Here is a 19,289-nt window from a genome sequence, read left to right on the forward strand (position 1 = left end):
GGTTTTTGAGAACTGATGTTACAAGTTGCAACTGCGCTAGAATCAGCTTTATTCCGCCGTCGCTGTACCGCGGCAATATTCGTCCACCACCCAAAATCCGGAGCTCCTTTATGCCCCTGCTCGAAAACCGCCCATATGACGAACTCAAGGTTGGCGATACAGCCAGCATCACTCACACCGTCACGGAACGTGATCTGATCCTGTTTGCCGAGGTATCCGGCGACGTGAACCCCGTGCACCTTGATGAGGATTTCGCGGCGGCTACTCCCTTTAAAGGCCGCATCGCCCACGGCATGTTAGCGGGTGCATTCATATCCGCGACCATCGCCTGCGAGCTCCCTGGCCCGGGCACCATCTATATAGGCCAGGAGTTGAGTTTCCTTCGCCCGGTGCGCCTGGGTGACGAAATTCGTATTGAACTCGAAATCCTCGAGAAACTGCCCAAAAACCGGGTACGCATTGCTACGCCTGTATTCAATCAGGACGGCAAAAAAGTCGTGGAGGGTGTCGCCACGGTCATGGCGCCAACCGAGAAGGTCAGTTTGCCACGCCCTGCTCTGCCGGCAGTCTCCATCGCCCCTTAGTGTGTCGCGTTTGGCACCCCGTACCCTGGACGGAGTGCCAAAAGTAAAAATTTGTTGCAGAACCCTACCCATTAAGTAGAATGCGAATCCTTCTCATTGGGATTAGGGTTAATGCACATGCTCGCTTCGGTTCTGGACATACTCTCACTTGGCGGCCCGGTCGTCTGGATTCTGGCGTTATTCTCGGTCATCGCCTTGACCGTAGCGCTGGTCAAGATCGCCCAGTTCTGGACAATGCGCGATGGCGGGGATGCGGTCGCAGAGCAAGCGATCGCGCACGTCGCCAATGGCGACCATTCTCAGGCGCTGGTGCTGGTAAAAGGTCGACGCGCTCCCCGTCCATACTTGATTGCCCAGACTCTGCAACTGATCGACAGCGGCAGACTCCAAGGCGAGGCGCTGTATAAGGAAGTCATGCGCCAGGCGCGGCAAGCCATATCGGGGCTGGCCCGCTATCTGCGTATTCTCGAAGTTATTGCCACGCTGGCCCCATTGCTGGGTTTGCTGGGCACCGTACTGGGCATGATCGAAGCCTTTCAAGCGATGGAAGCGGCTGGCACCCAGGTCAACCCAGCCGTGTTGTCCGGCGGCATCTGGGTGGCACTGCTCACCACCGCCGTGGGTCTTGCCGTGGCCATTCCGGTCTCACTGGCGCATAGCTGGCTTGAGCGCCGGGTCGAATTTCAGGCCGGACTGATCCAGAACGATCTCGAGCATTTGCTCAGCCTTCAAGCCGCCCGGAGCACCGCCCAGGTGGATGCCAAATCCCGGTTGAAGCTCGCCTGATGCAGCCGGCCGCACTGTATAGCCGCAAGGCAAGCAAAATCAGCCTCACTGCGCTGATCGACGTGGTCTTCATCCTGCTGATGTTCTTCATGCTGACCTCGACGTTCAGTCAGTGGAAAGCCGTCGATTTTCACTCGCCGGTGGCCAGCGATAACCCGGTAGACGTTGAACCCCAGGGCCTCATTCTGCGCAGCGATGGTTCACTGCGGCTGGCTGATGGCTCCGTTGAAATAGACGCTGCACAAAGCGTCCCGGTTAACGCCTTCGCTGACGCTCGGCCGCTGATTCTGATACCCGAAGCCGATGCACGGGTGCAGGTGATCGTCAGCCGTCTCGAAGAGCTCAAGCAGCTGGGAATAGCAGTCACCATGGGCGGCGTGGTCCAGCCAGCGGTTAACGAGCAGGGAGCACGTTAACCTCATGTTCAATCCTTCATTATTGCCAAGGCATGGGTCCCGCACCGCTGATGACAGCCTCATCCCGCTGATCAATATCGTCTTCTTGCTGCTCATTTTCTTTATGGTCGGCGGGCAGATTGCCCAGCAGCAGGACCCCGCCATCAGCCCGCCAAGCTCGGCCAGCCGCCTTGCGCTGGAACCCGCAAAAGTCGAATTGGCGATGAATTCGGCCGGTGCATTAACGCTTGATGGTCAACCGGTGGATGCCGCCGCGCTTGCCCAGCGCATCACCTCACTGGCAGCCGAGGAGACCGACATACGCGTAGCGCTGCGCGCGGACCGTGACGCCACCGCAGCTGACCTGGACACAGTATTCACCCAGCTCCGCGATCTGGGCGTCAACACCATCACGCTGCACACCTTGTATACGGAGGCCGAATGATCCCGTCACGCATATGGATCAGCGCCTTCACCGTTGCCCTGATATTGCATGTCGGTCTCGCCCTCGCCCTGGCCAGCCGTCCGATGGAGAACGTTAGCTCGGCCGAGGACGATGGCGAGTTCGGATTGGAGATAGGACTGGGCATGGCCGGCAGCTACGCCGATGTCGCGGAACAAAGCGCACCAGAACCGGTGGTAGCGCCTGAGCCGGTTGCCGATCCGCAACCCGAGCCTGAGCCCAAACCCAAACCAGAACCAGAACCAGAACCGAAACCCAAGCCAGAACCCGAGCCCAAGCCCAAGCCCAAGCCCAAGCCAGTCGAAAAGCCGCAGCCCAAGCCTGTGGTCAAATCGGTTAGCAAACACGAGCCGAAAGCGGCGGACATCAAGGTCGCCCGGAGCGAGCCGCAAAAAACCACGCCCACAGCGGATCGTCCCGAGCGCGATGAATCCTCAGCGCCCGCGCCGCAACAACAAACCAAGCCACGTAAGACCAGCGCCGCCGCTTCCACCCGCGCAACAGGTCGCGAGTCGACTCGCCAGGCAGGTGGCAGCAAGGGCGATGCCAAGAGCTACTTCGCCGAGCTGATGGGTTGGTTGAATCGACACAAGGAATACCCACCGCACCTGAAGAAGGAAAAGATCCAGGGCACCGTCGTCCTGCAGTTTTCCATCGACCGTGACGGACAGGTTCTGAGCGCATCCATCAAGAAAAGCTCCGGCAATCCCGAGCTGGATCAGGCTGCGCTCGACATGCTGGCCAAGGCTAATCCGTTACCGCCCATCCCGGACTCGATGGGCCGTGAGCGGATCTCCCTGGCTGTTCCCGTTGAGTACTCACTTATCACCCGATAGACGCCAACAAGGACTGAAATGAGAATGTCTGCGAATAATGTAAAAACCTTGCGACCCATGAGCCTGCGCCATACCGCCAGGCCTGCTTTTGGCGCGCCCAGCGCACTGGCGCTCAGCATTTCTGCCGCTTTGTGCAGCCCAGCGGCCTTCGCGCAGCAAGAAGAAACCTTCGAGCTGGACACGCTGCAGATTGAAGAGCGCACTCTCGACACCAACCCCTATGCCGAGCCCGGCGCACCCTACAAAGCGAAATATTCCGGGGACAAGCGCAAGGTCAAGCCACTGGCTGAAACGCCCCAGACCATCACCGTCCTCACCCAGACGCAGATTCAGGATTCGGGCAAGGACGATCTCAAGGAAATTCTCGCAGCGCAGCCTGGTATTACCCTGGGCACGGGCGAGAACGGCAACGCCTTCGGTGACCGCTACGTCATTCGTGGCCATGAGGCGCGCAGCGATGTGTTTGTCGACGGTTTGCGCGATCCGGGCATGACCACCCGTGAAAGCTTTGCGCTGGAACAGGTCGAAATTACCAAAGGGCCAAGCTCTACCTTCGCAGGCCGTGGCTCAACCGGCGGGGCGATTAACGGTGTGACCAAGCAGGCCAGCTCCGAATACAGCTTCAACACGCTTCAAGGCGGTGTGGGTACGGATAATCATCGCCGCGCCACGCTCGACAGCAACCTGGCCATCAGTGATGACGTCGCCGTGCGCCTGAATCTGCTGCATACCTACGAAGACGTCCCCGATCGCGAACCCGCCGACAGAGAGCGTAACGGTATTGCCCTCGCCGGCGCCTGGCAGGCAACTGACAGACTCGATTTCAAGGCTGACTATTATTACCTGGATGCCAAGGACAAACCTGACCTGGGCTCCTATCTGGACGCCGACAACGAACCCAACGATGACATCCCGGTGTACGCGCAGAAGAACGACTTTCTCGAGTCGGACGTGGAAACCATCACCTTCCGCGTCGGCTACGATTTCACCGATAACCTGCGCCTGGAAAATGCCATGCGCTACGGCACCACGGAGAACGGATATATCGTTACCGGAGCACGCGGCAACACCGATCTGGTCACCGGCACGCCGACCATCGGCCTGAGCACGCATAACGGCTGGCAGGAAGTCGACTACTTCGCCAACATCACCAACCTGTATTTCGATACCGAACTGGGCGGCAAGCGTAACCAGTTTGTGTTCAGTACCGAGTACAGCAAGCACGACGTAGCGAACGGTCGTTATGACATTTCCAACAACGGCGCGCCCAACTGTGTGCTGCCCGGCCGCGGGGGTTCATCGCCGGGTTACTGCATCATCGATCCAGCCGGCAACGAAGTGGCCGACATCGACGAGCTGTTCCAGCGCAGCTACGCGAAGGACAGCAAAACCTCCGACTACTCCATCGACACCCTCTCCCTGTCCCTGATGGACACCATCGACCTGACCGATAAGTGGATCCTGGCCGCCGGCATCCGCGCCGACCGCTTCGATTACACCAATAAGGTTACCGGCCGCGATGGCGTGACAACCAAGTACGATTACTCCGATACCTTGTGGAACGGGCACCTTGGCCTGACCTATAAGATCAACCAGCATGGCAATGTCTACGCCACCTACAGCACCTCTGCTGAAATCAACGGCGGCGAGTCGGATGTTGGCGGCAACTGCGGTTATGGCGGCCTGTGTGGCAGCGCCGACCTGATCGGTGAAAGCAAGCCGGAGAAGTCGGTCAACTACGAACTCGGCACCAAGTGGAATCTGATGAATGAGAAGCTGTTGCTGACCGCTGCAGCGTTCCACATCACCAAGGATGACGTCATGGAAGGCGCCGATTATGAAACCACCGGCACCCTGAACACGGGCAAGAACCGCGTGCACGGATTCGAAGTCAGCGCAGCCGGTAACATCACCGACAAGCTGAGCACAGTGGTCGGCGCGGCGGTGATGAATGCCGAGATTGTTGATAGCGTCAACGAGGAAAACGAAGGGGGAACGCTGGCACAGTTCGCCGACAAGAGCCTCTACGTGCAGATGCGCTATCAGCTGACACCGGAACTGGCAGTGGGCGCGGCAAGCACCTACCGCAGCGAGGTCTTTGCCGGCCAACCTGACGCCGCCGCCGGCGACCGTCATGTGCCCGCCTACACCGTTTACGATGCATTCGCCAACTACCAGTTCAACAAGAACCTGTCGGCACGCTTGAACGTGAACAACGTCACCAACGAGGACTACTATCTCGCTTCCTACCGTAGCGGTTCGTTCGCCTATATTGGCGACCGTCGCAACGCGCGGCTGACCCTGGCCTACGAATTCTGATTCGTACCGCAGGCGGACGCCGGTGATATCCTCACCGGGGTTCGCCCTGGGCCCCGCCCGTACTCAGGCACGTCAGGATTCAAGATGACAATTCACCCCCCGCTGGAGCAGATTCCAGCCGACATTCTCTCTGCCGCGGATTATGAAACTCGCGCGGCCGATTATATTGCTGCACCGACGCTGGCCTGGCTTGCCGGCGGCAGCGGCACCGAGCAGACATTGCGGGCCAATCGTGAGGCGTTTGCTTCACTGCAGATTCTCCCGCGGCTGCTGAATGACTTCCGCCAGGCCAGCACACGTCGGACATTGTGCGGCACCCCTCTCGAGCACCCGGCGCTTCTGGCGCCGCTTGGTCATCAGCGTTTACTGCACACCGATGGCGAACGCGCAGTGGCTCGGGCAGCCGAGGCCACCGTTACCTGCCTGGTCGCCAGCACCCTCAGTTCATTGGCCATGGAAGAAGTCGCTGCCGCGACCTCTGGCCCCAAATGGTTCCAGCTGTATTGTCAGCCTCGGCGCGATGACACCTTGCGGCTGCTGCACCGCGCCGAGAGCGCCGGTTACCAGGCAATTGTTTTAACGCTAGACGCACCGGTTCAGCCGTTGAGCCGCCGCGCTCAACTCGCCGGCTTTCGCCTGCCGCCGGCGTTAGCGCCTGCGAACCTGGTCAATTGCGAGCCGCTTCAGCAAGTCGCTCTCAAGCCAGGCCAAAGCATTCTGCTGCACGGCATGATGTCCGAAGCACCGGGCTGGATCGATGTGGACTGGTTACTGACCCAGACTCGCCTGCCCATTATCGTTAAAGGCGTCAGCCATCCGGATGATGCCCTGCGCCTGAAAGCCATGGGCGTTGCCGGCCAGATCGTCTCCAACCACGGTGGCCGGTCCCTCGATGGCGCGCCCGCCAGCCTGCACTGCCTCCCCGCAATACGCGCAGCGCTCGGCGCCGATTACCCATTGCTGCTGGACGGCGGCATTCGCAGCGGAACGGACATATTCAAGGCATTGGCCTGTGGCGCGGATGCGGTACTGATCGGGCGGCTGCAGGGTTACGCCCTGGCAGTGGCCGGCGCGCTGGGCGTAGCGCATATGCTGAAACTGCTGCGTGATGAGTTGGAGCTGTGCATGGCGCTCGCCGGTACGCCAACACTGGACGACATAACCACTCGCTGCCTGACAGGAGACAGCTGATGCTGATAGTCATCGACAACGTGCTGAACAAGGATGAAGTACGACAGTTCCGTCAGCATCTGGATCAGACCGACTGGCAGAATGGACTGAAAACGGCGGGCAGCCTTGCCGCCGGGGTGAAGCAGAACCAGCAGATCGACGAAAACGCTTCCGTAGCGGTAGAGCTTGGCAATCACATCCTGCGCCGGCTGGGCAGTCATCCACTGTTTATTTCGGCTGCCTTGCCGGAAAAGATCTATCCGCCGAAGTTCAATAGCTACAGTAATGGCGGCCACTATGGTGCCCACGTTGACGGCGCGGTGATGCCCTTGCCAGGTAACCACGGTACCTTGCGCAGCGATCTGTCGGCGACGCTGTTTCTCTGTGAGCCGGAGCAATACGAGGGTGGCGAACTGACGATCGAGACGGCCTTTGGCGCGCAGCAGGTCAAGCTGGCGGCCGGCGATCTGGTGTTGTATCCCTCTTCCAGCCTGCATCGCGTAGAGCCGGTTACCCGTGGGACTCGGGTGTGCGCGTTTTTCTGGATTCAGAGCATGGTACGGGACGAAGGTAAGCGCACGCTGCTGTTTGATCTGGACCAGTCGATTCAGGCGCTGACGCCGCGCCAGCCGAAGGCTGACCCGGACATCCTGCAGCTGACCGGGGTCTACCATAACCTGTTACGTCGCTGGGCTGAGGTCTAGCCCGTTGGCACCCGCTGGAGCGCAGCGGGTGCTTGACGAGCCGGCCAGTTTGTCCCGGCTATTTGGCCAGGAACTTCATCCCCTCTTCCAGGCCTTCCAGCGTCAACGGATACATGCGGTCTTCAATGAGATCCCGGACAATGCGCGTTGAGGTGGTGTAGTCCCAGGCATCCTTCGGATAGGGGTTGATCCAGATAAGCTTCTTGTACTTCTCGGTGAAACGCTGAATCCAAACGTGGCCGGCCTCCTCGTTCCAGTGCTCGACGCTGCCGCCTGGTTGGGTAATTTCATAAGGCGCCATCGCAGCGTCACCGACGAATATCACCTTGTAGTCCGCGCCATACTTGTTCAGCAAATCCTGCGTGGATGTACGTTCGGCTGTCCGGCGTAGGTTGTTTTTCCACACCGACTCATACACGCAATTATGAAAGTAGTAATACTCGAGGTGCTTGAACTCGGTGCGGCAGGCGGAGAACAGCTCCTCACACACCTTGATGTGCGCATCCATGGAGCCGCCGATATCAAACAACAGCAATAGCTTCACAGCGTTACGCCGTTCGGGCCGCATCTGAATATTCAGCAGACCACCGTCGCGGGCGGTGTGATCGATGGTTCCGTCGATATCCAGCTCATCGGCCGCGCCCTGCCGGGCAAACTTGCGCAGCCGGCGCAGCGCGATTTTCATGTTCCGCGTACCGAGCTCTACCTGATCGTCGAGGTTCTTGTATTCGCGCTTGTCCCAGACCTTGGCGGCCTTGCCCTGACGCTTGCCCGCATCACCGACGCGGATGCCTTCCGGGTTATAGCCACCCGAGCCGAAGGGGCTGGTGCCACCGGTGCCGATCCATTTATTGCCGCCGGCGTGACGTTCCTTCTGTTCCTCGAGGCGCTTCTTGAACTCCTCGATCAACTTATCCAGACCACCAAGCGACTTGATGTTCTCTCTTTCTTCGTCGGTCAGCATGCGCTCGAACTCCTTGCGCAGCCAATCCTCGGGAATCAGCGCCTCAAGCAGCTGATCGAGACTTTCCAGCCCCTTGAAATAGGAACCGAACGCCCGATCGAATTTATCGAAATGGCGTTCGTCCTTGACCATGACCGTGCGCGCAAGATAATAAAACTCGTCCATGTCGGCGAAAACCACATGGTGTTTCAGCGCATTGATCAGATCCAGCAGCTCGCGCACCGATACCGGCACCTTGGCTGCACGCATTTCGTTGAACAGGCCCAGTAACATCAGGCACCCCCCTTGATCTTCGGGTAGACGGACTATTCGAGGCGCGCTGGGCGAACCTGGAATCCCCCGTCTGTAACAACACTGCCCCGGCTAGGGCGCACCCCGTGCTGGGTTGCGCCGATCTTCCGGAGCCCTGGCTTACGCCATATCAGCGATTCTGCCGACGTGTCATGAATGCCAGGCGTTCCAGCAGCTGTACGTCCTGCTCGTTCTTGATCAAAGCGCCATATAGCGGCGGAATTGCCTTGGTCGGATCACGGTCGCGCAGCACGGCTTCGGGAATCTGATCGGCCATGAGCAGCTTGAGCCAGTCGACCAGTTCAGAGGTTGACGGTTTTTTCTTCAACCCGGGGACCTTGCGCACATCGAAAAAGATGTCCATCGCCTCGGATACCAGCTCTTTCTTGATCTCCGGGTAATGCACGTCGACGATCTTCTGCATGGTGTCGCGATCAGGGAAGGCGATGTAATGGAAAAAGCACCGACGCAGGAAGGCGTCCGGCAGTTCTTTTTCGTTATTCGAGGTGATGATAATGATTGGGCGTTTGTCAGCTTTGATGGTTTCGTTCGTCTCGTAGACATAGAACTCCATCTTGTCGAGTTCCTGCAGCAGATCATTCGGGAACTCGATATCCGCCTTGTCGATCTCGTCGATCAGCAGGATAGCGCGCTCTTCGGATTCGAACGCCTCCCACAACTTACCCTTCTTTATATAGTTGCGAACGTCATGCACCTTGTCGACGCCCAGCTGGGAATCGCGCAGGCGGCTGACCGCATCATATTCATACAGGCCCTGGTGCGCCTTGGTAGTCGACTTGATGTGCCAGGTGATCAACTTGGCGCCCAGAGACTCGGCCAACTCCTCTGCCAGCATGGTCTTGCCGGTGCCGGGCTCACCCTTGATCAGCAGTGGGCGTTCCAGGGTAATGGCAGCGTTAACCGCCAGCTTCAGGTCGTCAGTGGCGACATAAGACTGAGTGCCTTCGAACTTCATCGGGGAATTCCTCGGACGAAAGCCCGGCTGAACCAGGCGATACAGGGATAAACAAGGGCGAAACTATAGCTTGGAGGTCGATCGGGTGTAAACGAAGGCCACACATTCGCCGCCTGAATGACTGTCATCAGTCAGTATAAGACAGCGATCAGGACTCGCCTTCCTCCGTGCCCAGGGCGCGCTCGAATTGGGGAGAAAAGGCTTCGACGAAGGCGTTTTGCAGAATAGCGAAGAAGGCCTGGAGTGCACTGACGTCAGGATCATCCAGCGACCCCTGCAGCTCAATACGGGTGGCGAACTGGTCCGCTGAGGGGTTGGACAGGATTTCTTCGCCGCCGTGAACCAGGGCCTCCCAGATCCCGCGGAAGAAGCCTTTATCTTCGTTGGCTACATCCTGCTCGAAATCGAATATCTCCACATCACGCATCAGTGGCTTGATGTAGCCGCTCAACTGGCTCTCCTCGGCTTCTATTTCCATCAAAACTTCGCCATTGCCAGCCTCGAAGTCGAAATTGCCGTAGGCCGCTGCGAAATCGTTCAGCCGGGTCAGATCAAGTCCTTCCAGCCGCATGCGCGCATCGAAATTTTCAAAGCGCAGCAATGGATCAAAGTTTGCCTGAGCTTCGAGCGGTGCGTGATCAAGAAAGTCAGCCGTGCCTTCGAGGCGGGCGTCTCTCGAGCCATCTTTGTCTTCGGCATTGGTCAGGTTATAAACCATGACATTGACATTGGTAGCGTAGACGTTGACCGGCGGATCCGATGTGAAATTGCGGAAATGCACACGACCATTGTCGTAATGGAACTCGTCAATCTCGACCTGCAGCAACTCCTTGACGGTATCGCGCCAATCGACTTCGTCGCCGTACTGATCCTGGCCCTCGGGACCATCGACGAAATTAAGCTCAGGCTCGATCAGGTGAATACTGATCGCCAGTATCTGCTCCTTGATCAGCGGCGCCCAGCGTAGGGACAGATCTGCTTGCGGCACCTTAAAGAACGGCACTTGCTCGTTATCCTGGATCTTGTGCACGCTCACATTTTGCAGCGTTGCCGCGCCGCGCCAGATAGCCAGCTCGACATCCTCGACTTCTCCTCGGTAGTCTTCACCCATGTTGGCCATCTTGTCGTTCAGCGTATCGCGAACAATGTCGGGCAACGCCACGCGCAGCGCCACTAGCGAAAGCGCTATAATCACGAGCACGATGAGCAGGATGCTTAAAGACTTTTTCATACTTAACTGACCTCCCGGTGGGGTGTCGGTTCAGCGAATCCAGCTTGATCGAAGCGCCTTATCATCAGGGCACAGGTTCTAACAAGAGGATCATTCCATGAGCCATATTTATGCTGACAATTCGCAATCTATCGGCAATACGCCGCTGATCAGAATTAACCGCCTCGGCCCCAAGGGCGTCGATATCCTGGCGAAAATCGAGGGGCGCAACCCCGCGTATTCTGTCAAATGCCGGATTGGTGCAAGCATGGTCTGGGATGCCGAGGGCAGCGGTCGCCTGAAGCCGGGAATGACCATCGTCGAGCCTACCTCTGGTAATACCGGTATCGCACTGGCCTACGTGGCGGCTGCTCGGGGCTACAAACTCATCCTGACCATGCCGGCGTCGATGAGTCTGGAACGGCGCAAGGTGCTCAAGGCACTCGGCGCGGAGCTGGTACTGACTGAGCCAGCCCAGGGCATGAAAGGCGCCATCCAGAAAGCGCAGGAAATCGCCGCGTCCGACCCTGAACACCACCTATTACTGCAACAGTTCGAGAACCCGGCCAACCCCGATATTCATGAAAAAACCACCGGCCCGGAAATCTGGAAAGACACCGGTGGCTCGATAGACGTATTGGTTTCAGGGGTGGGCACAGGCGGGACATTAACCGGCATATCGCGCTATATAAAGAACCAGTGCGGCAAACCCATCATGTCCGTCGCAGTGGAGCCAGCGACATCGCCCGTTATCAGCCAGACGCTGGCTGGTGAAGAGGTAAAGCCCAGTCCGCACAAGATTCAGGGTATTGGAGCCGGTTTCGTTCCCAAGAACCTCGATATGAGCATGGTCGATCGCGTCGAGCTGGTGACCGACGAGGAATCCAAGAGCATGGCCCTGCGGCTGATGCGCGAGGAAGGCATTCTCTGCGGTATATCTTGCGGTGCCGCCATGGCCACTGCGGTTCGAATGGCGCAACTCCCTGAAATGCAGGGCAAGATGATAGTCGTTATCCTGCCCGACTCCGGTGAGCGCTACCTGTCCAGCATGCTCTTCGAAGACATGTTCAGCGAGCAGGAGCTGGTGCAGTAATTCGGCGAGCAGTTCGCTACCGGCGGGATGCTTTGCCCGCCGCCCATTCATTACCTCACAGGCGACTTGCCAAACATGCCGTTGAATCACACACGTATTGCTCAGCACATTCTTGTCGGGTTCGATGTCTACCGAGCCCGCTTCCAGGAAATCACCCGCGGCGCGCGTAGCCGTTTCGAACAGGCGCGCTGGGTTGATATTCAGGATGCTTCAACGGCGCGCATCAATATGTATGAGGAATGCGTCAAGGAGACAGCGCGTAGCCTGAACGGGCAGTTCGAGCTGACTGACATCATGGACGTCGGCAACTGGCCGCACATCCGCAATGCATACATCAAGCTGATCGACCCCCGGCTCGATGGCGAGCTGGCAGAGACCTGGTACAACTCCATCTTCTGCCGCTTCCATCGCCACGAGCTGATCAGTGACCGCACCATGTTCGTTCACACGACCCGTCCGAAGACCCGCCCACCGTCACGTATACCACTGACCAGAGGATTCATCTCGGAAGGCTCGCTGGAAGATCTGGCGCGACACATCCTTGAAGAGTACAGCTTCGATACGCCCTGGCACGACCTGGACAGCGATTGCGCCAAAATCGTCGCCTACCTGAAACAGGGTCTGCCGGACTGGGCACAACTGGACCGCGGGCTGACCGTCGAAATCATCCAGGACGTGTTCTACCGCAACAAGGGCGCGTACCTGGTCGGCCGACTGCTCAGCCAGGAAGAGCAGTGGCCTTTTGTGCTGCCATTGGTTCACCGTGAGCACGAGGGCATCAGCGTCGACACCCTGATTACCGACGAAGCGGAGGTGTCGATCATCTTCTCCTTCACCCGCTCGTATTTCATGGTCAATGCTCCCGTGCCCTGCGAAATGATCAGCTTCATCAAGCGATTGATCCCGGGCAAGCACATTGCCGAGCTGTATACCGCGATCGGCTTCTATAAACAGGGCAAATCCGAATTTTATCGTTCGCTGATTGAACACCTGGCGCGCAAGGAAGACCGCTTCGTCATGGCGCCGGGTGTGCGCGGCATGGTGATGAGCGTATTCACCCTCCCCGGCTTCAATACCGTATTCAAGATCATCAAGGACCGCTTCGCGCCTTCGAAGAATATTGACCGAGCGACAGTCATCGAGAAGTACCGACTGGTCAAACGCCATGACCGCGTGGGGCGCATGGCGGATACCCAGGAATTCTCGGACTTTCGCTTCCCGCGGGATCGGTTCGATCCGGAATGCCTGGCAGAACTGCTTGAGGTGGCGGCCCAGACGGTAATAGAAGAAGGCGACGTCATCCTCATTCGGCATTGCTGGACCGAGCGGCGCATGATTCCGTTGAATATCTATCTGGAGACGGCTAGCGAGACCCAGACCCGGGAAGTGCTAATGGATTACGGGAAATCGATCAAGCAGCTGGCAGCCGCCAACATCTTTCCAGGCGACATGCTGTTGAAGAATTTCGGCGTCACCCGGCACGGCCGTGTGGTGTTCTACGACTACGATGAGATCAGCTATCTTACCGAGGTGAATTTCCGGCACATTCCGGAGGCCATGTATCCGGAGCAGGAGATGGCCTCGGAGCCCTGGTACTCGGTGGGCCCTAACGACGTATTCCCTGAGGAGTTCCCGGTCTTTCTGTTCGCCGACATCAACCACCGCAAGCTGTTCGCGAGCATGCACGGGGATCTGTACGACGCCGATTACTGGAAGACGCTGCAGGAAAAGATTCGCGCAGGCCAGATAATCGACGTGTACCCCTACAAGCGGCCGGGCATCGAGACAGCGGAAGGGGCTGGGAACGTCAGCTAGCCGCTCGCTCGGACGCGCCAATAGACCCTCCTATCGGACATTAATTAATAAACCGACGAAAGGGATGTTATTTTCTGAAAGTGTCGTATACTGAATTTCGTTCATTGAGTGCCTGAACGCGGCAGTACAAGCATTGCTTGACTTGATCTGCTTTAAGGCGCAAAGTGAGCGCGTAGGTTTTAAAGATAGAGTAGTAGGCTACAAGCGCACTTTATGTACGTAAGTTTGTCATTCTCGTAATCTTCGATCCCCGCGCTACCATTGAGTCTGCTCACATGAGTGTTCTCAAGTATTTTTAATTAGATAGGAATTATCCGAAATGGCAACTGGTACAGTTAAGTGGTTCAACGACACTAAAGGCTTTGGCTTCATTACTCCAGACGGCGGTGGTGATGATCTGTTCGCCCACTTCTCCGAAATCAAGGTTCAGGGCTTCAAATCCCTCGCCGAGAACCAGAAGGTGTCTTTCGACATCACTACTGGTCCTAAAGGCAAGCAAGCAGCGAACATTCAGATCATCGGTTAATTCCGATATCTGACTGAAAACCCGGCCTCGGCCGGGTTTTTTTTCGCCTGAATTTTGCAATCCTCTCGCTTTACCCGCTTGCCAGTACATCTCTCTGCCCCCTTCCCATACCGATCTAAAAAAAACTCGCCTGCCCAGCCGGTAAGTCGTACCCTATGGCCCAATGATCCGAGGGCGCCAAGATTCCATCAGCAGCATTTAGCGCTCGCCACCCATTGTCCGGAAGAGGTTTTCGCAGTGGACAGTAGCAATGAAAAAAAGACTAATGACTCGCTTCGGTTGAGCCTGTTCCGCGCCGCCGAAGCGATCGTCAGCGAGCTGGGCGCATCCCAGCTTACTTTCGACAGTCTGAGCGAACGCACCGGCGTTGATGAAGCAACCTTACGCGCGGAATTTCCCGATCGCGAAGCACTGTTGTCCGCGATGATCGAGCACCGCCTGGAACGTTTCCGGGTACGCTGGGGCGCCTATGAGAGTGTGCTCCCGGATGAACCCATGCGCGAGCTGAAGGCCCTGCTGCTCAGCAACCTGAGCGAATCGACCGAAGAGAAGAACCTGGATTCCGCGATTTTTGCGGCTGCCGCGAGTAACCCAGCGCTATTGCGGACGACGTCTGATGATATCCAGGGCCTGTTCGATATCCTGGAAAAATCCCCATTAGGGCTGGCTCAGGCCAGCATCCTGTTCTTCTCCGTCCGCGGCTATCGATTGTTCGAGCAGATTGGCATCTGCCCCATGACCGATAGTCAGCGGACCGATTTTCAGGAACAGATCATGCTCCTGGCACGAACCATGTACGAACAGAAAAGCGGCGAATAGAACTCACCACAAAGCAGCGTACTCTCGCTGCTTTGATGATTCGTTAGCGGCCAGCCGGACCCGCCTCGGTGCTCCGGCCACGCCAATGCCGCCACCCGGCTCGTAGCAAGACCAAGCCTAGGTAGGCAACAGCCGCAATGGTCAGCGCCAGGCTAAGGTTGCCCAGCATCCTCCCCACGTTATCGCCTGTATCAAACAGTGTATCCAGCACCCAGATGAAGAAGGCTGGCGCCAGCCACGGCTCTGCCGGGTCGACTCGCGAGGGGACGAATAACAGCACCGCAGCTATCACCAGGAGCGGCTCGCGCACGAACCACCATGAGATCCAGCGGGTTATTTGCCACCAGACCAGCCAGGCACAGGCCGCTGCGACAAGGTAAATCATCCAGACAGTCTGGTATTCGGATTCGTTGAACATGGATGGGGAAACCGGTGTGAGTGTGCGAACAGCTATAATATCGTTTTTACCATCCGAGGTCCCAGACTGATGCCACCCGTTGCCCGCCGAGAAGAGAATGCAATCGATCCCTATGCCTGGCTGGAGCAGCGTGACGCTCCCGAGGTACTCGCCTATCTGGAAGAGGAAAACCGTCATACCGAAACATGGCTGACGGAGAATCAGGATCGCCGGGAGCAGATTTTCGAGGAGATTCGCGGTCGCGTTCGCGAGACGGACCTTTCGCTGCCCGGCGTCAAGGGGCCCTGGTTGTATTATCAGCGCACCGAAGCGGGTGCGGAGTATCCGCGATTCTATCGCTGCCCACGGCCAGATGACGGCAGCCTGGAAACCAATCCGGCGACCCAGCAGCTATTGCTTGATCTGAATATGCTGGCCGGAGACGACTTTCTGCACCTTGGCGGCTTTACCATCAGTCCCGATCAGCACTGGCTTGCCTACAGCCTCGACCGTCAGGGCAACGAGACCTATCAGCTCTATCTGAAGAACCTTACCAGCGGTGAAATAACCGAACTGGATCTGGAGCAGTCCGACGGAAGCCTGACTTGGGCCAACGACAGCGCAACCTTGTTCGCCATCAGCATGGACGAGACGTCGCGTCCATCTACCCTGTGGCGGTTGCGCCCGGGGCAACCACCACAGCAGATATTCCATGAAGCTGACCAGCGCTTCTATGTGCATGCCTATCGCAGTAGCTCAGAACAGTGGCTGCTGCTGGCATGTGATAGTAAGAACACCAGCGAAGTCCGGGTGTTATCCGCCGATGAGCCCGATGGACAGTGGGCATTGCTCGCCGAACGCAGTGACGGGCATGAATATCAGGCAGACCACGGCCCCCAGGGCCTGATCATCCGCAGCAACGCGCAGGGCGAGAACTTCTGCCTCTATCGTTGCGATGCGACGGCTCCCCGCCGCGAACAGTGGGAGCTGATGGTGGACACCGACCCAAACCGCACGCTGGAGGACTTTGATGTTCAACAGCACGGCCTGGTGCTGCATTACCGCGACCAGGGATTGATCATCCTCGAAGTTCGACCGCAAGCCGCTGCCGCCTATACCGTACAGATGCCGGATGCCGTCTACAGTCTGCACATACAGGGGGGTGAAGAATATTCCAGCGAGCGAATAAGACTGCGTTACGAATCGCTCAACCGCCCGGCAGAGGTGCGTTCCCTTGAGCTTGCCTCCGGAGAGCAGCATGTGCTCAAACAGACGCCGGTAGAAGGCCCGTTTTCTGCAGACGACTACAGTGTCAGACGTGAATGGGCCACGGCGCCGGACGGCACCCGCATACCGATCAGCCTGGTCGGCCGACCAGGCAACCTCAATACACTTGCGCCCTGTTACCTGTACGGATATGGCTCCTACGGTGCCAGCATGGACCCCTGGTTCTCCCACGCCCGGCTTTCGTTGCTGGATCGCGGCTGGGTGTTCGCCATTGCCCATGTTCGCGGCGGAGCGGATATGGGCGAGGCCTGGTATCAGGCCGGCAAGCTTGAGCACAAGGAAAACACCTTCAAGGATTTTATTGCGTGCGCCGAACATCTGATCGAGACCGGGTATACCGATAGCCAACGGCTGGTGGTCGCCGGCGGCAGCGCTGGCGGGCTCCTGATAGGCAATGTCATCAACCAGCGGCCCGAGTTGTTTGCGGCGGCAGTGGCTGACGTCCCCTTTGTCGATGTCTGGAATACCATGAACAATCCCGCCCTCCCCTTGACCATCGGCGAGTACGAGGAGTGGGGCAACCCGGCGGAGGCCCAGGTGGCTGAACGCATCAAGGGCTACGCGCCCTATGAGCAGGTGCGCGCACAGGCCTATCCCGCCATCTTTGTCACCGCGGGTTATCACGACATGCGCGTTCAGTATTGGGAGGCCGCCAAGTGGGTTGCCAAGTTGCGCTACCACAAGACCGATCACCACCCCTTGTTGTTGCGCACGCAGATGAGTGCAGGGCACGGCGGCGCCAGCGGACGCTATCAGGCCATGCGTGAACTAACGGAGGAATACAGCTTTCTGCTTGCTGTCATCGCGAGCTGAAGAGGCTTCGGTACTTGGTCAGTTAGCTTGGCATTCAGCGCCAAGAATGCGGGATTGATCGCGGCGCAAGCCACAAGAAAGGGCCGGACTGCATGCGCAGCCCGGCCCTTTGGTTTCCGGATCAGTAGCGATTGGCTACGTCGTCGAAGGTTTCCTTGATGGTTGCGGAGGGTTCAGCAGTCAGTAGCGTGGCGATCACGATGGCGAGCGTCGCCAGAATGAAGCCAGGGATGATTTCATACAGCCCGATGGTATCGATCTGCTTGTAGACCACGACGGTGATGCCGCCGACGATGATGCCGGCCAGCGCGCCGTTGCGGTTCATCCGCCGCCAGAACAGAGAGAGGATGACCGCCGGACCAAATGCAGCACCGAAGCCTGCCCAGGCGTAGGACACTAGACCCAGTACCGTGCTCTCGGGATTGAAGGCGAAGATCAACGCCAGGATGGCGATGCCCACTACCGCAAAGCGGCCTACCCAAACCAGTTCGCTTTGGGTGGCGTCACGGCGGAACAGCGCCTTGTAGAAATCCTCAGCCAACGCCGACGATGACACCAGCAACTGGGAGTCGGCGGTCGACATGATGGCCGCCAACACGGCGGCTAACAGAATGCCCCCTACCAGCGGATGCATCAGCGCCTGAATCAGAGCCAGGAACACCGTTTCCGCATCATCCAGCCCCGCCTCGCCGAAATAGCCGATGCCTACCCAGCCCGTCATCAGCGCAGCGAACAGACACACGGCGCTCCAGAGCACCGCAATCCGGCGCGCTGTAGGCAATGCTGCATCGTCCCCCACAGCCTTGAATCGCGCCAGAATATGCGGCTGACCGAAATACCCAAGGCCCCACCCGAGCAGCGAAATGATGGCGACAAAGCCAAGCGCTTCGCCGTCGACGTCAGTGAAAAAGGATAGCAGTTCGGGATTGGCGGCTTCCATGGCACCGCGGGCCTCGCCCCAGCCACCCATGGTATTCAAGGTCATCACTGGCACCACGACCAACGCAGCCGCCATCAGCAGGCCCTGAATCACATCGGTCCAGGACACGGCGAGGAACCCGCCAAAGAAGGTGTAGGAGACGATGATCACAGTCCCGACCACAACTGCCAACTCGTAGCTCAGGCCGAAGGTGCTTTCAAACAGCTTGCCCGCTGCCACCAGACCGGAGCTGGTATAGAACAGAAAAAACAGCAGAATGAACACCGCCGAGATAACCCGTAGCAGCCGGGATTTATCTTCGAAGCGAAATTCGAAGTACGCCGGCAGCGTCAGCGAATCGTTCACCGCGTGGGAATAGACCCGCAAGCGGCGCGCCACGATCAGCCAGTTCAGATAGGTTCCGGTCAACAGCCCAGCGGCGATCCAGGTCGCTTCATACCCCGCGACAAAGGCATACCCGGGTAACCCGAGCAGCAACCAGCCGCTCATATCCGACGCCCCTGCCGACAACGCAGCAGTGCCCGGCCCGATTGTTCGGCCACCGAGAATGTAGTCGGAAAGATTGCTGGTTCGCTTGTAGGCAACAAAGCCGATGCCAAGCATGATTGCGATATAGACGGCGAAGGTGGCCGTCAGAATCCCTGCGTTTCCAGTCATGGTGCTTTGCTCCTTGGTATAAGGGCATCGAGTCCGGTTCTCATGCTTGCCCCAATTGGCCCTGAACATCGAGCCTGTTTCTATTCAGTCCAGCTGTCAGGTTGCAATATTGCCATAGCGGCTCCCAGAAAGGGCCATGACTGGCCCGCATCGCGCTACCACAGCCTGCACTCACGGTAGACCAAAGTCAGGCATCCGACGAGTCGATCTTGACACTTGAGCTTGTTTCTTCCACTTCACGTGC

Annotated in this window: 18 protein-coding genes; 13 read left to right on the forward strand and 5 right to left on the reverse strand. The window is 58.1% G+C overall.

Annotated elements, in window-relative coordinates:
- Nucleotides 1–110: 110 nt before the first annotated feature.
- The 8 genes from FHK95_RS06410 to FHK95_RS06450 all read left to right on the forward strand — a co-directional run bounded on the left by FHK95_RS06410 (nucleotide 111) and on the right by FHK95_RS06450 (nucleotide 7,257).
- Complete coding sequence (locus FHK95_RS06410) at nucleotides 111–584, forward strand: MaoC family dehydratase (protein WP_150303761.1); 474 nt, start codon at nucleotides 111–113, stop codon at nucleotides 582–584.
- A gap of 117 nt (nucleotides 585–701) precedes the next feature.
- On the forward strand, nucleotides 702–1,370 hold the full coding sequence (locus FHK95_RS06415; RefSeq protein WP_150303762.1) for a MotA/TolQ/ExbB proton channel family protein: 669 nt from the start codon (nucleotides 702–704) through the stop codon (nucleotides 1,368–1,370).
- Nucleotides 1,370–1,786, forward strand: coding sequence for an ExbD/TolR family protein (locus FHK95_RS06420; RefSeq protein ID WP_150303763.1), 417 nt, complete (start codon nucleotides 1,370–1,372; stop codon nucleotides 1,784–1,786). Before FHK95_RS06415 ends, FHK95_RS06420 begins: the two co-directional genes overlap by 1 nt.
- A 4-nt stretch (nucleotides 1,787–1,790) precedes the next feature.
- Nucleotides 1,791–2,210 carry an ExbD/TolR family protein gene (locus FHK95_RS06425; RefSeq protein WP_150303764.1) on the forward strand — a complete coding sequence of 140 codons (420 nt, stop codon included), beginning with the start codon at nucleotides 1,791–1,793 and terminating at the stop codon, nucleotides 2,208–2,210.
- Nucleotides 2,207–3,064, forward strand: a complete 858-nt coding sequence (locus FHK95_RS20020) for a TonB family protein (protein ID WP_178114727.1) — start codon at nucleotides 2,207–2,209, stop codon at nucleotides 3,062–3,064. The genes FHK95_RS06425 and FHK95_RS20020 overlap by 4 nt, the downstream gene beginning before the upstream one ends.
- Nucleotides 3,065–3,088: 24 nt before the next feature.
- Entirely contained in the window at nucleotides 3,089–5,383 is a 2,295-nt protein-coding gene (locus FHK95_RS06440; protein ID WP_150303767.1) for a TonB-dependent receptor, read from the forward strand.
- Between the two features lie 84 nt (nucleotides 5,384–5,467).
- Nucleotides 5,468–6,574 (forward strand): alpha-hydroxy acid oxidase, encoded by a 1,107-nt coding sequence (locus FHK95_RS06445; protein WP_150303768.1) that lies wholly within the window; start codon nucleotides 5,468–5,470, stop codon nucleotides 6,572–6,574.
- On the forward strand, nucleotides 6,574–7,257 hold the full coding sequence (locus FHK95_RS06450; RefSeq protein ID WP_150303769.1) for a Fe2+-dependent dioxygenase: 684 nt from the start codon (nucleotides 6,574–6,576) through the stop codon (nucleotides 7,255–7,257). The genes FHK95_RS06445 and FHK95_RS06450 overlap by 1 nt, the downstream gene beginning before the upstream one ends.
- Before the next feature lie 58 nt (nucleotides 7,258–7,315).
- Here the strand turns inward: FHK95_RS06450 and FHK95_RS06455 are convergent, their stop codons facing one another.
- The 3 genes from FHK95_RS06455 to FHK95_RS06465 form a co-directional block, all read right to left on the reverse strand.
- Nucleotides 7,316–8,494, reverse strand: a complete 1,179-nt coding sequence (locus tag FHK95_RS06455) for a vWA domain-containing protein (protein WP_150303770.1) — start codon at nucleotides 8,492–8,494, stop codon at nucleotides 7,316–7,318.
- Between the two features lie 148 nt (nucleotides 8,495–8,642).
- The gene (locus FHK95_RS06460) at nucleotides 8,643–9,488 is read right to left on the reverse strand and encodes an AAA family ATPase (RefSeq protein ID WP_150303771.1); all 846 of its coding nucleotides are present in this window, start codon (nucleotides 9,486–9,488) and stop codon (nucleotides 8,643–8,645) included.
- Nucleotides 9,489–9,636: 148 nt separating this feature from the next.
- Entirely contained in the window at nucleotides 9,637–10,719 is a 1,083-nt protein-coding gene (locus FHK95_RS06465) for an AsmA family protein (protein ID WP_150303772.1), read from the reverse strand.
- A 97-nt stretch (nucleotides 10,720–10,816) separates the two neighbouring features.
- Here FHK95_RS06465 and cysK point away from each other — a divergent pair, with 97 nt between their 5' ends.
- From cysK to FHK95_RS06485, 4 genes are all read left to right on the forward strand, one after another.
- Nucleotides 10,817–11,791: a cysteine synthase A gene (cysK, locus tag FHK95_RS06470; RefSeq protein ID WP_150303773.1), complete on the forward strand. Its 975-nt coding sequence runs from the start codon at nucleotides 10,817–10,819 to the stop codon at nucleotides 11,789–11,791.
- A 75-nt stretch (nucleotides 11,792–11,866) separates the two neighbouring features.
- Entirely contained in the window at nucleotides 11,867–13,606 is a 1,740-nt protein-coding gene (gene aceK / locus FHK95_RS06475) for a bifunctional isocitrate dehydrogenase kinase/phosphatase (protein ID WP_150303774.1), read from the forward strand.
- A gap of 319 nt (nucleotides 13,607–13,925) precedes the next feature.
- Nucleotides 13,926–14,132, forward strand: coding sequence for a cold-shock protein (locus tag FHK95_RS06480; RefSeq protein WP_036989629.1), 207 nt, complete (start codon nucleotides 13,926–13,928; stop codon nucleotides 14,130–14,132).
- 237 nt (nucleotides 14,133–14,369) lie between these two features.
- Nucleotides 14,370–14,951 carry a TetR/AcrR family transcriptional regulator gene (locus FHK95_RS06485; protein WP_150303775.1) on the forward strand — a complete coding sequence of 194 codons (582 nt, stop codon included), beginning with the start codon at nucleotides 14,370–14,372 and terminating at the stop codon, nucleotides 14,949–14,951.
- Between the two features lie 43 nt (nucleotides 14,952–14,994).
- Here FHK95_RS06485 and FHK95_RS06490 read toward each other — a convergent pair whose 3' ends face one another.
- Complete coding sequence (locus FHK95_RS06490) at nucleotides 14,995–15,369, reverse strand: MFS transporter (protein WP_150303776.1); 375 nt, start codon at nucleotides 15,367–15,369, stop codon at nucleotides 14,995–14,997.
- Nucleotides 15,370–15,438: 69 nt separating this feature from the next.
- Here FHK95_RS06490 and FHK95_RS06495 point away from each other — a divergent pair, with 69 nt between their 5' ends.
- Nucleotides 15,439–17,448, forward strand: coding sequence for a S9 family peptidase (locus FHK95_RS06495; protein WP_150303777.1), 2,010 nt, complete (start codon nucleotides 15,439–15,441; stop codon nucleotides 17,446–17,448).
- Between the two features lie 121 nt (nucleotides 17,449–17,569).
- Here the strand turns inward: FHK95_RS06495 and putP are convergent, their stop codons facing one another.
- Nucleotides 17,570–19,045, reverse strand: a complete 1,476-nt coding sequence (putP, locus tag FHK95_RS06500; protein ID WP_150303778.1) for a sodium/proline symporter PutP — start codon at nucleotides 19,043–19,045, stop codon at nucleotides 17,570–17,572.
- Between the last annotated feature and the right edge of the window lie 244 nt (nucleotides 19,046–19,289).

The organism is Pseudomonas saliphila (assembly GCF_008638345.1).
Taxonomy (GTDB): Bacteria; Pseudomonadota; Gammaproteobacteria; order Pseudomonadales; family Pseudomonadaceae; genus Halopseudomonas; species Halopseudomonas saliphila.